Source organism: Pseudoalteromonas sp. J2K-J979 (genome assembly GCF_058169715.2).
The window spans coordinates 749,731-762,593 of record NZ_CM200282.1 but is presented as its reverse complement, the minus strand read 5'-3'; the positions used below and the strand labels follow the sequence as shown (position 1 = coordinate 762,593).

The following is a 12,863-nucleotide window of genomic DNA, read 5'->3' as shown; positions in this document are numbered from 1 at the left end:
TAAATTGGGTACTTGTAATGTTTACAGGAAGTAAGGTATATGCTTAATAGGTTTGACGGCATTAAAGGTCGATGGTTTTTAACCCTCACAATCATTGGTTTAATCGTGCTCACAGGGTGGTTTATGACACCTTCAGCGAAGGTGGTACCGAGTAAAGACAGTGTTTCAATAAAACCTTTACCACTGATTAGTGTGCAGTCGGTCACTCCTAATATCATGCGCACTCAGCTTGAGTTATCAGGTGTTGTCAAGCCAATCGAAAACACCGATATTGCCTTCGAAGTGGCAGGAAAAGTGACGTATTTACACCCAAGCTTTGTGGAAGGCGGCATTGTGCAAAAAGGGACTGTGTTGATCAAACTTAATCCCTTTGATTTAGCTGCAAAAGTGACATTAGCACAAGCAACTGTAGCCAAAGCCAGTGCTGAGTTTGAGGAAGAAAAAGCGAAGGCAAGCGTCGCTAAATCGACCCTTTTACTGGCGAATTCTCCTGCTCATAATCCGCTAGCGCAACGCGAGCCTCAGGTTAACAGCGCCAAAGCGTCGTTATTGGCCGCGCAAACTCAATTGCAAATTGCCCAAGCCAACCTGACTCGAAGCGAGTATCGTGCGCCTTATGATGCACTTATTCAACAGCGCGACGTGGGCCTAGGTCAAGTCATTACGCAAGGGCAAACACTCGGGCGTTTAGCCAATGTCGCCAAAGCCGATGTTCATGTTGCGATTGCTGATGAAGCATTATCTTTGTTGTCAGATTTACCCATCAGTAATGTGAGCATAGATCATCATCAGGTTGTTCATACTGGGCGTTTAACCCGCAGTATTGGTACTCGTTCAAGTGCGACGCGAAGTGCCACTTATATTGTTGAAATTACCGATCCGTACGGATTAACTAACCAAGGCAAGCGCATTGAATTTGGTGAGTTTGTGGTTGTCTCCGTACCGACAAAAAACTTTGAAAATGCCGCTTTGGTTGCACAACACATGGTCACGGATGGGCGCATTTGGACGTTATCAGAACATCAGACATTACGATCTGTGCCCGTTGAAATTTTGAGCACCCAAAAGCATGACTTGATCATTAAACTGCCCAGTCCGCACCCGCTATTATTAGTCGATAAGCGCCCCGAAATTGTCAGAGAAAATATGGCGGTCAATGTTGTTCATGCCGCTTTGGCATCTGTTGAGGGTCAATCACTATGACAAAGTTACATACACTCCAAGAGCCGTATAAAAATAGAGTGATTGCTTTTTTTTGTCACCGTCCTCTGGTCGCAAACTTACTGATGATTTTTATTATTGCGATGGGGTTGCTGAGTTTTAACAGTATTCAACGGCAAATGTTCCCCATTGCTAAAAATCCTGAAATCCACATTCAGATAAAATACTTTGGCGCATCAGCAAAGGAGCTTGAAGAGCAAGTTGTAAAAAAAATTGAGCATGCACTTAATAGTCAAACCGGTGTTAAACGTATTGAAAGTCAAGCAAGGCAGCACAGTGCCAAGATGATCATTGGGTTAAACGCCAATGAATCCAGCGAGCAAAGGCTCAATGAGATCAAACATAAACTCGATGCCATCGCAGACTTACCCAGCGCCATGGAACCAATTATTCTACAAAACAAACCTCAGTTACAAAATGCAGTGAGCTTAGTGTTAACAGGGCCTGATGATAAACTCGCTTTGAAACAATTTGGTGAACACATTAAAAGAGAGTTATTAGCTCGAGAAGTGATCAATCACGTACAAGCCACCAATCTACCCGATGTCGAGTTTTCTATTGAAGTATCACGCCATGCATTACAGCGCTATGGTTTGTCACTCCAGGATATTGCCGCGCTCATTCGTCAGCAGTCACAAAATATCAGCGCCGGCCAAATAGCCACTGAAAATGGCAAAATAAATCTGCAACTCCCGGCACGAAAAGACACCACGACCAGCTTAAACGCATTGCCTTTACTGACCACAGAGCAAGGCGAGTTACTGACTTTGGGCAGTATTGCCACGATAAAAAAATCCCTGACTGAGCAGCTGCACTTAGCGCAACTAAATGGCAAAAATGCATTTTATATGCGAATTTTAGCCGACGAGTCGCAATCTATTACTGCTGTGGCTCAAAGTGTACAAGCATATTTAGCATATAAAACACCTTTGTTGCCTAGCGGATACTCGCTCTATCAATTAGTTGACACGACTTATTATCTAGAAGGGCGACTGAATATGATGCTGACCAACTTAGCCCAAGGTGCCTTGTTGGTTTTTATTGCGTTGAGTGTATTTTTACGTGTGCGTTTAGCTTTGTGGGTCATGTTGGGTTTACCGGTGAGCTTTTTAGGCGCGCTTTGGTTGATGCCGCTTATCGGTGTCACGCTCAATGTGGTGTCACTGTTTGCTTTTATTATGGTGTTAGGCATTGTTGTTGATGATGCCATTGTGATCAGTGAAAGTGCTGCGCACGAAGCTGCTGATAAGGGACACAATGTTGAAAATATCATTGTTGGTGCCAGTAAAGTAGCGGCTCCAGCCACTTTTGGCGTGCTAACCACGATGGCGGTTTTTATGCCCTTTATGTTCAGTACAGGCCCAAATTCTGGGCAGTTTATTGCCATAGCAGGTGTCGCGTTACTGTGTTTATTGTTTAGCTTGATCGAATCTAAACTGATTTTGCCAGCTCATCTAGCGCATAGCCCTATTAAGCCACTGCCTCAAGCTCACTGGCGAACTCAGTTCGATAACGCTTTTTCAGGTTGGTTAACGTATACCTTTTTGCCCGTTCTCAAACGGGTGATTCATTTTAGGTACCCGATTTTAATGCTGTTTATTGGCTTTTTAGTTGGGGCCGTTTTATTGGTTAAAGCGGGCGTCATTGGTTTTACAGCTGTCCCTAAAGTGCCCCATGATTTTCCATCGATTCATATTCAAATGGATAACAATGCCTCTCATCAACACACATTGCAGGCAGTGAAACAAATTGAACAAATGGTGCTGCAAGTTGAGCAACAAACGCAGCAAAGTACCGGCAAAAAGCTGGTAAAAGACACCTATATTTGGCTTGATAATGACACCGAAGGCGAAGTGCTTGCACCATTGGTTGATGAAGATAAACGTCCTTTTGATGCATTTGAATTAGCACGGCGTTGGCAGGCGGCCATGCCGAATTTACTGGGAGTGAAAGCCATTACTATCGAGTCTGATGTGATTGATATTAATCAAAAGCCTGAGCTCAGTTATCAGTTATACAGCGATCATTTAAACTCGTTAACGGCTGCCACCATTGATTTAAGTCGCGCTTTGGCCGAACACGAAGCGATAACTCAATTAACTTCAAACCTTAATACCAACCAACGAGAATGGCAGATCCAACTTACGCCTAAAGGGATCCATTTAGGGTTAACCTCAAGTGAGGTTGCAAAACAGGTTTTTGCTTATTTTTATGGTATCGAAGTGCAACGAGTCGTGACGCAGCAGCAAACCGTACGCTTTATGGTCCGCGGGGACATTAATGAGCGCCAATCGCTTTCATCATTAAAGGCGTTACCGATCCGTATTAATCAAGATGCGCAAGTGCTTTTTTCAGATATTGCAACGCTCACTACCACTCACAGCAGCCATGAAATTCATACAGAGCAAGGTCTGCGCACTTTTACTGTGTCAGCGTTTATTCTGCCCAGCCAAAAAGCGCACGTTACCGCGATTCGTACAACAATTGATACACAAATATTACCTGCCATAAAAGCCCGTTATCCAGATGTGTCGTTTGATTTAGGTGCCCATTTAAAAGAGCAGCAGCACGAACAAAGCCAAATGGTCGCATTTGCGATTATCGCGCTCTTAGCTGTGTACAGTTTATTAGCCATTCCACTTAAGAGCTATCGTCAGCCGTTACTCGTCATTGTGGTTATTCCGTTTGCCACAGCAGGGGCTTTTTATGGTCATTTATTGTTAGGTTATACGTTCAGTATGATGTCAGTTTTTGGCATGATTGCAGCCGCTGGGGTCGTGATAAACGATGCGTTGGTACTGCTAACTAGAGTTAATCAACTGCGTGATTTTATGCCCTTAAATGATGCGATTTGCCAAGGGACAATCTCGAGATTTAAGGCCATTTTGCTAACGTCACTGACAACATTTATTGGTTTATTACCACTGATGTTTGAAAGCAGTTTACAAGCTCAGTTTGTGATCCCGATGGCGGTGTCACTCAGTTTTGCCGTGTTATTTTCCACGCTTACCTCATTAATTTTGTTGCCCTGTCTAATCGACATTGTGTATGAGTGTAAGGCCAAATTGCTCTTGGCGATGAGAGCCATTAAGCCAACACGGTTAAGGGCATCTTGATGGGCACTGTTGTTACAAATAATAATAAATATCATTCATTTTGTTATGTTATCACATTTCGTTGTGTTATGTTATATCACCGCTATATCTAAGAAATAAAATGAAGGTATGTTTTATGATTGAAATGAATAACGTGAGCAAATCTTTTGGCGCTCATAAAGCGCTTGATTCGCTGAGTTTAACGGTACCTAGTGGGCAGGTAACGTGTTTACTTGGGGCTAATGGTGCGGGTAAAAGCACCACCTTAAATTTACTGCTCAATTTTATCGAGCCCGATAGCGGTGAGATTATTATTGATGGGCTCAATGTGCAAAATGAACCAGAGCGAAGCAAGCAGGCGCTGTTTTATTTACCAGAGCAAGTGAACTTATATGAAGAGTTTAATGCGCTGGAAAACCTGACGTACTTAGCCAAGCTCAGTGGTGATGTCGTCACCGAACAAACAATCCGTGATGCCCTTACTGAAACGGGTTTACAGCAAAGCGCATGGCTTGAGCCATTAAGTAGTTACTCAAAAGGAATGCGCCAAAAAGTAGGGATTGCCTTTGCAATTATCCGTGGCGCGAAAGTGCTATTGCTTGATGAACCTACTTCGGGACTCGATCCGAGTGCGACGCTTGAATTCATTCGCATCATTGAAACCTTGGCTGCGCGTGGGGCCGCTATTTTAATGGTGACGCACGATCTGTATTGTGCGCATTGCTTATCTGATCAGATTGGTATCATGAAACAAGGCCAGCTTAAAGCGTTGCTCGTAAATCAAAACTTAAGCCTTGAAAGCTTACAAAGCCATTATCACCAGCACATTAATGATCATTCAACTGCCCCTGCAGAGTCGTTATCAGCCACCCCTCATTTAGCCTAATTTAGGAAAGTATTAGTAGTATGTTTATGTTTTCTCGCAAACCTCTTCATTTAGCCATTTTAAGTGCCTGTTCAATCAGTTCTATTGCTTTTGCAGATGATCAACAAAGCCAAGATTCGACACTGTTTATTGGTGACGTGATTGAAGTAACCGCAAACCAAAATCGTGCCGCTGAGGCACAGCTTGTCGGCTCTGTTGATGTGTTGGGTCGTGACCAAATTAAAAATGAGCATGTTGATGTCACCATGGATTTGCTCAAAAAGATTCCAGGGGTGTACTTTTCTCGGTTTAATCAAGGCATTATTTCGACTGATATTGCAATTCGTGGTTTTAATGCTGAAGGATCGATGCCCCATACAAAATTACTTATTGACGGGATCCCGAGTAATTTGCATGTTGGCCTCAGTGAAATGGATGCGCTGTTTCCAATGGAGTTAGAATGGGTTGAAGTGGTTAAAGGCAACCATGATGCGCGCTATGGTCTGCATAATTTAGCGGGCAATATTAATATGCACAGTCGTCGTGACGACGCCCAAGAAGTCGAAGTCTTACTTGGCAGCTTTGATACGCTCGAAGCGCAAGGCTACTTTGGGGATGTTGATGATAATTTCTCGCAACATTACTTTGTAGGAGCGCGCACCACTAATGGTTATCGCGAACATGGTGATTTAGACAAACATACTTTTTCTGGTAAATGGTTTTATCAACCAAATGCGCAAACGGATATTGGTGTGATTGCACGCTACTTCGATTATGAAGCCGATGCACCGGGTTACTTAACTGAACAAGAAGCCAAACGAAACCCACGCCAATCAGCCAGTTATGCGCAGGATGATTCTGGTGACAAACAAACTCGCCATGTCAGTGTGCACCTTGATCATAGCTTTAGCCAAGCTGTCGCGCTGAGCGTTAAAAGTTACTGGCAGCAATTTGATCGCCATCGTTTTGTTCGTTACACCGCAGGATCACTTCAGCAAGAACGCCTTGAAAAAGATCAGCAATTTGGCGCGATAGCCACTGTAAGTTATGTATTAAGCCCTGATTGGTTACTGACCGCAGGCCTTGATTATCAAGGGCAAGACAACAGCAACGAACGCTTTGTTACCGAAGGCCAAAACCGATTAAAACAAAGCCGATATTGGGACTTTGATTACAATAACTATGGCGGATTTACTCAAGCACAATATCGCGGCGAAAAATTACTGATCAGTGGTGGCTTGCGTGTTGATGGCTTTGATGGTGATTTTACCAACCAACTCTCAGGGCAGCAAAAGCGTATTAACGATCCGGGGCTCACTGTTCAACCTAAATTTAATGTGTTGTACGAACTGCAAGATACGCTCAACGTGTTTGCCAATTATGGCGTGAGTTTTCAGGCGCCTACTGGTAGTGATGCCTATTTAGGAGAGAGTAATAATGATTATGACTTCTCTAAAAATTATGGCTACGAAGCTGGCGTGAAATGGCAACCTCTTGCGTGGCTTGACACCCGTTTGTCAGTTTGGCAACAAGAAGCCAAAGATGAGCTCACACAAAAAACCGATGGTTCAGGGGATTTTGAGAACTTAGGGAGCACGAAACGCGATGGTTGGGATGTTGGTTTTAGTGCGCATTTCAATCAACAATGGTCAGGATTTGGTGCCTATACGCGCCAAGAGGCCAAGCTTGTTGAACCAGGTGAATCACAGGTGGCGAGTAAAGGTAATTGGTTACGAGGCGTACCAGAGTACACAGCTACATTAGGGGTAATTTATCAACCACTAGATGCGTTGGAAGTGTCGGTATTTGGCCACTTTCAAGGTGATTATTATGTCAGTAATGTGCTTCAAACCAAGCGCTATGGTGATTACAGCATCATAGACTTAGCGTTCGATTATGATTTGGGCTGGGGAAATGCGGGCCTGCGCATCAATAACGTGTTTGATAGCTATCACGAATATGTTTATTTAGTTGGCAGTGAAACCATTCACTCACCGAGCAGTGGTCGTGCGGTCAATTTGAGTCTGTCTTATCGTTTTTAAAAGGACGTATCTATGATTAATTCAGTGAGCTTTAATGTCTGTCAGCACGAGCTGCGCTTAAAGCTTAAAAATAATAGTTTATGGTTGCTGTTTGCTTTGATGCAACTGTTGCTTGCGGTCGCACTTTGGACCAGCTGGCAGCAGTATCAAAATAGCCAGCAACTTCAACACACTTCACAAGCTATGGTTGAAGAACAATGGAATGCGCAGCCTGACCGTCACCCACATCGGGTGGCGCATTTTGGTCACTTTGCTTTTCGACCGCCCAGCGCGTTGAGTTACTTTGATGTTGGGGTAAATAGTTGGGTCGGCCACAGTGTGTTTTTAGAAGCCCATAAACAAAATAGTGCTAATTTTGCCAGTGACAGTCATGGGAGTACTTTGCTGCGGTTTTCTGAGCTAAGTGTCGCTAATTTACTTTTGTTGGTTTGGCCTTTGTTATTGATTGTCATGGCCTTTTCATCAATAAGTGGTGAACGTCAAGCCGGAACGCTCAAGCAATTGGTGTCAATTGGCGTGCAGTTTAAGCATATTCTAATTGGCAAAGGGTTAGCCTACTGGCTGCTATCAATGGGGTTTTTAGTGCCGGTGTTTATCGCAACTTTAGGGGTAGCACTGACGGGTGATGTTGCTTTTAACAGTGAGGTGCTGATCCGAATTGCTTTATTGTTTATGAGTTACGCTTTGTACTGCTTATTTTGGGTGGTGTTGATTTTAGTCTGTTCGTGTTTAACTAGCGCTCCGAAACAAAGCTTAAATGTTCTTATTACCATTTGGTTTGTTTTGACTATTTTAACTCCTCGAGCGGTCGCGGATATTGCCGAGCATCTTTATCCTCATAAAAATGCCAATGACTTAGCGCTGGCGGTTAAATTAGATGTACGTAAAGTGGGCAACAGTCATAACCCAAATGATCCACACTTTAATACGTTTAAAGAAAAAGTATTGGCAGAATACGGCGTGAGTGATGTGGCTGAGCTACCAATTAATTACCGTGGTTTAGTGATGCAAGAAGGCGAACGGATCACCGCCGAGATTTATCAGCGTCATGCAGATCAACAATTGGCGAAATTTACCGCGCAACAAGCATTTGTCGCTCGTTTTTATTGGTTGAATCCGTATTTAGCAATTCGTGATTTTTCAATGGCGGTGAGTGCGAGCGATCAGCGTCACTTCTTTGATTTTGAGCGTCAAGCAGAGCATCATCGTTATGAACGTACGCAACAGTTAAATAAGTTACATACTGAAGAAGTACATTTTCACAACGACCGAGATCAGCGTGTTTCGGCTAATTTCTGGCAGCAATTTTCACCATTTGAATACAATGCCCCAAGCTTAGCCTGGTCTTTACACGGTTTATGGTTGGCTGTGCTTGCGCCTTTATTAATGTTGGTCTCGCTCATTATGGTACTCACTCGTAGTCAATTACAACGTAAGGCGGTGGTGTATGCTTAAGTTTGAATTAAAGCGGTTGTTTCAAGGGACTGCGACCAAAATCAGTTTATTGGTGTTTATTGTGAGTGGGCTACTGGCCATTTACTTAGGTGCAAACAGTTATAAATCGTTGCGTATTGATCAAGTAAAATCCAGTATCGTCTTTGAAAAAGAACGAGAATACATCAAAACTCAAGCAACTCTTCCTGAAATGGGCTCGCTTGCATATTACGCGTCAGCGCCAACAGCCTGGCAGTTGTCACCTTGGGCTGCTTTATTTAATGGCCAAAGCCAAAATAACTTGGTAGCGATGAAAGTGAATGCATTAGCACTACAAGGGCAAATTCATAACAAGGAAGCCATCAACCCAGCTAAACACCGCGCCGGAGGATTCGACTTAGGGTTTGTGCTGGCGTATATGTTACCGGTATTAATCGGGGTGCTCAGCGTTAATTTACTCAGTGAAGAGCGCCAATCAGGGCGCTGGCGAATGCTCAGTGCTTTCGCCAATCAAACCGCTAAAAAATTGATTTTTCGTGCAATTTTATTGCGTTATATCGTAATCGTTCTGATGGTATCGGTGCTGTTTTTGGTCAGTGCAGTGTTGTTGAAGTTGCCCTTTGATGGCGTGTTTTTTACTTTGTATGGCTTGAGCTGTGCGTATGCTTTGTTGTGGTTTTTAATTGCCACGGTGATCATGAGCTTTAACCAATCATCATTATTTAATAGTTTAGCGTTTATAGGGACTTGGCTGTTGTTTGCTGTGCTTATTCCTGGGTTTATTCATCTCACCCTGAATAGTCAGTTTGATAATAGCGCTCCTCTTAAAGCAACCACCTCTCAGCGGCTCATTTTAAATGACGGTTGGGATCAAGATAAACAAGCGGCTTTAGCCGAGTTTACCCAGCAGTACCCACAATATGCTGACAAAACAGAGTATGAAGGCCGTTTTCATTGGAAATGGTATTACGCCATGCACCAATTGAGTGATTTATCTGTGCAAGCTGATTGGCAAGCTTATTTGTTGCAACAACAGCAAAGCCAGCGTTGGTTAACCCAGTTAACCTTACTCTCGCCGACGTTGTTTTTTCAAAACCAGTTGAATCAACAAGCGGGTACAGACAATCAAGCCTATAGGCATTATTTGGCGCAAGTGAGTGCGTATCATCAACAAATTAGGGAATTCATTTACCCTTACCTATTTAATGATACCCCTGTTACTCATGCAGACGTCGATACCTTCCCGTTATTTACGTATAACAATGAGCTACAAGAAAGCACTCCAGGTACAAATTCGGGTTGGTTATTGCTGATTTTTATATTGGCACTTGGCCTGATTAGCCAAACACGATTCAAACAGCAACAATTTGTATAGTTCATAGGGTTTGACCTTTCATATCCAAGCCAGTCACTTACCTGACTGGCTTTTTATTTGTAGGTCCAGCCATCCTGTCTTTCAGCAGCAATAAATACCATATTAAAATGTCTCGTTTGATTAAAGCAGATCAGTTTAGGCTGCAAACCCTATTTTATGAGCAGTGATTTACCAAAACTCATTATGTTGTTTCACATGTTTTATATCGCTAATTTGGTAGTGATTTGTGTTTGATAAGTAAACAAAATCAACGGTTTTGTCATCGTGCTGTTAGTACTGTGTTAATTATAATGATTAATAAAAATACCAATTGAAGTGATAGTAATTATCATTATCATTGTATTTTGATTTAGTACTTGGGATACATTATGACACGCTTTTCTTACTCCTTAGTTGCCCTAGCTTGTGCGACTGTCTTTACCCCCGTTTATGCAAATACTGATTTTGCTAACGCAGAATCAGCCGAACGAGAGCTGGAACAAATCACGGTTTATGGCCGTCAAAATAATGTTGTTAAAGACTCCGGTCTGGCGACAAAATCAAACATGTCACTGATGGAAACACCTGCTGCCGTTGTGGTCGTTGATAAAGCCTTGATCAATGCACAAGGCGTCAATAATTTACAAGATTTAGTGCGCAATATTAGTGGCGTAACCCAAGCGGGGAATAACTACGGAATTGGTGATAATTTAGTGGTTCGAGGCTTAGGTGCCAACTATACCTACGACGGAATGTATGGTGGCGCAGGGCTTGGAAATACGTTCAATCCGACTCGCTCTTTAACAAACGTAGAATCTGTTGAAGTGTTAAAAGGACCTGCAACAGGTCTGTATGGTATGGGCAGTGCGGGTGGCGTGATCAATTTAATTGAAAAAAAGCCACAATTTATTGAGCTGCATCAGCTCGAGGCTGAAATTGGCCAATGGAATTCGTATTCCATTGCATTTGACAGCACAGCTGGAATTACAGATAAATTAGCTTATCGAGTTATGGCTAAGTCGGCCCGAAGTGATGGTTATCGTGATCTTAGTGACGATCGAGATGAAGCCTATTTATCGTTGAAATATGTGTTGGATAATTCACATGATGTCATGCTCTCTGCCGCCTATATTAACGATTCCATCGCTGTTGATTCGATTGGTCATCCGATCCGTATTTATAATGCCGAATCGGTAGGAGGAAAAACGGCTGGTGAAGTGACGTGGCAAGACTTGATCAATGATCCCAATGGGAAAGGAATACAGCTCACCGATGTTCAACGCCAACAGCTGGCCGATTCGTTAGTTAACCAAGATGGTTTAACACCTTATACCTTTGGTCATAAAGGGATTATTTCACCGATGGCCAAAGATAATAAAGGTGAGGAGATCCGGTTTAAGCTGACGCATAATGCTTACTTAAGCGATGACTTGTATTTAAATCAACAGCTTCAATATCGAAATTATGACACCAGTTTTGCACGTCAAACGGGGGCATATAACTATGTCTATTGGGATCGTAGAGGAACCATTAATGCCGATCCTCGAGCGCCTTTGGTCGTCGATAATGTGTTGTATCCATACGCAGCCAGACGTCAAGAATACCGTCAAGTTCAAGCGGACGAACGTTCATGGCAGTATTTTCTTGATTTACGTTATGACTTTTCATTTGCTGGCATAGATCATGAGTTCTTGCTCAATGCCAACTATGAAGATCGTGATATCGCGTTTGAACAATACTCTATTTATGATGCAGATAAAGTTATAAAAAACAAAGAAGGTGCAGTGATTTATCAAGGTTTGTTGCCTTATATCTTTGATATTCGTAATCCAAACTGGGCACAAGGTAGTTTTACTGATCATGATCCTTTAAAAACCAGCGACTACAATAAAAAAGTCCAAGCTTGGGGCACGGGTGTTCAACATGTTGCATACTTTAATAATGGTTTCACTACACGCGTAGGGGTTGCATTTAATGAAATTAAACAAGCGTATACCCACTTAGGTGTCGATCCACGTTATCGTGCCAGTGCAGCGGCTCCTCAACCTGAACAAGATACTTCTGATAGTGGTCTTACTTACAATCTTGGCGCAACATATATGCCAACGGATGATATCTCAGTGTTTGTGAATCATGCAAAAGGACGGACAGCGTATAGCATTTTAGGCAGCATAAGTGGCACTGAAAATGACCGTGAGGATTCTGAGTCACTGAGCAATGATCTTGGCCTGCGTTTTAAAGCATTTGAAGATCAGCTCCTAGGCTCGATTGTCGTGTTTGAAAGCGCGCGCACGAACTTACAATATACCAATCCTGATTTTGAAGCGGGTGTGTCGGCTGCTGATGTACCGCAATATTTTTATAACGGTAAAGAAGAGACCACAGGGGTTGAATTTGATTTAAATGCCGAGCTGGATCAGCAATGGCGCTTAAATGTTAATGCGGTTTATCAAGATGCCCGTGACAAGAAAGACCCTCATGCCAGCAGTTTTGATACTCGCCAAAAAGGCGTGCCATATGTGACTGCGAGTACTTGGTTAAGTTATGAAGCTGATTGGTTTAAGCTTGAACACCCATTAACGCTCAGTCTTGGCGCAAAATATGTGGATGATCGCAGCACCAACTCAACTTCTTTTGGTATTCCTGACGGGTATGTACCTAGCTATACCATTTATGACTCTGCAATCAGCTACCAGGCTGAGCGTTGGAAGCTGCAACTTAATTTAAATAATATGTTTAACAAAGTCTATTACAGTAAGGCGATGTTTTTAGGCGGTATGCCAGCCGAAGAACGCAATGCGAAATTGACTGTAAGTTACCAGCTTTAAGTTTGTCTCGGTCTGAGTAAACTG

7 protein-coding genes are annotated in these 12,863 nt (G+C 42.9%); all 7 read left to right on the top strand.

The window, feature by feature from the left end:
- Positions 1 to 39 precede the first annotated feature (39 nt).
- The 7 genes from AC3KVK_RS19840 to AC3KVK_RS19810 all read left to right on the top strand — a co-directional run bounded on the left by AC3KVK_RS19840 (position 40) and on the right by AC3KVK_RS19810 (position 12,839).
- Positions 40 to 1,203, top strand: a complete 1,164-nt coding sequence (locus AC3KVK_RS19840; RefSeq protein ID WP_490310650.1) for an efflux RND transporter periplasmic adaptor subunit — start codon at positions 40 to 42, stop codon at positions 1,201 to 1,203.
- On the top strand, positions 1,200 to 4,337 hold the full coding sequence (locus AC3KVK_RS19835) for an efflux RND transporter permease subunit (RefSeq protein ID WP_490310651.1): 3,138 nt from the start codon (positions 1,200 to 1,202) through the stop codon (positions 4,335 to 4,337). The genes AC3KVK_RS19840 and AC3KVK_RS19835 overlap by 4 nt, the downstream gene beginning before the upstream one ends.
- A gap of 115 nt (positions 4,338 to 4,452) precedes the next feature.
- On the top strand, positions 4,453 to 5,202 hold the full coding sequence (locus AC3KVK_RS19830; protein ID WP_490310652.1) for an ABC transporter ATP-binding protein: 750 nt from the start codon (positions 4,453 to 4,455) through the stop codon (positions 5,200 to 5,202).
- Positions 5,203 to 5,228: 26 nt separating this feature from the next.
- Positions 5,229 to 7,223 carry a TonB-dependent receptor gene (locus AC3KVK_RS19825; protein ID WP_490310653.1) on the top strand — a complete coding sequence of 665 codons (1,995 nt, stop codon included), beginning with the start codon at positions 5,229 to 5,231 and terminating at the stop codon, positions 7,221 to 7,223.
- Positions 7,224 to 7,235: 12 nt separating this feature from the next.
- Positions 7,236 to 8,678, top strand: a complete 1,443-nt coding sequence (locus AC3KVK_RS19820; protein WP_490310654.1) for an ABC transporter permease — start codon at positions 7,236 to 7,238, stop codon at positions 8,676 to 8,678.
- The gene (locus AC3KVK_RS19815; protein ID WP_490310655.1) at positions 8,671 to 10,032 is read left to right on the top strand and encodes a DUF3526 domain-containing protein; all 1,362 of its coding nucleotides are present in this window, start codon (positions 8,671 to 8,673) and stop codon (positions 10,030 to 10,032) included. The genes AC3KVK_RS19820 and AC3KVK_RS19815 overlap by 8 nt, the downstream gene beginning before the upstream one ends.
- Positions 10,033 to 10,400: 368 nt before the next feature.
- Positions 10,401 to 12,839, top strand: coding sequence for a TonB-dependent receptor (locus AC3KVK_RS19810; protein ID WP_490310656.1), 2,439 nt, complete (start codon positions 10,401 to 10,403; stop codon positions 12,837 to 12,839).
- The last annotated feature ends 24 nt before the right edge of the window (positions 12,840 to 12,863 follow it).

Bases quoted from the DNA above. Each gene is read 5' to 3' on its own strand.
- AC3KVK_RS19830 (WP_490310652.1), top strand. From the start codon at position 4,453: ATGATTGAAATGAATAACGTGAGCAAATCTTTTGGCGCTCATAAAGCG.
- AC3KVK_RS19820 (WP_490310654.1), top strand. From the start codon at position 7,236: ATGATTAATTCAGTGAGCTTTAATGTCTGTCAGCACGAGCTGCGCTTA.
- AC3KVK_RS19810 (WP_490310656.1), top strand. From the start codon at position 10,401: ATGACACGCTTTTCTTACTCCTTAGTTGCCCTAGCTTGTGCGACTGTC.
- AC3KVK_RS19815 (WP_490310655.1), top strand. From the start codon at position 8,671: ATGCTTAAGTTTGAATTAAAGCGGTTGTTTCAAGGGACTGCGACCAAA.
- AC3KVK_RS19835 (WP_490310651.1), top strand. From the start codon at position 1,200: ATGACAAAGTTACATACACTCCAAGAGCCGTATAAAAATAGAGTGATT.
- AC3KVK_RS19825 (WP_490310653.1), top strand. From the start codon at position 5,229: ATGTTTTCTCGCAAACCTCTTCATTTAGCCATTTTAAGTGCCTGTTCA.
- AC3KVK_RS19840 (WP_490310650.1), top strand. From the start codon at position 40: ATGCTTAATAGGTTTGACGGCATTAAAGGTCGATGGTTTTTAACCCTC.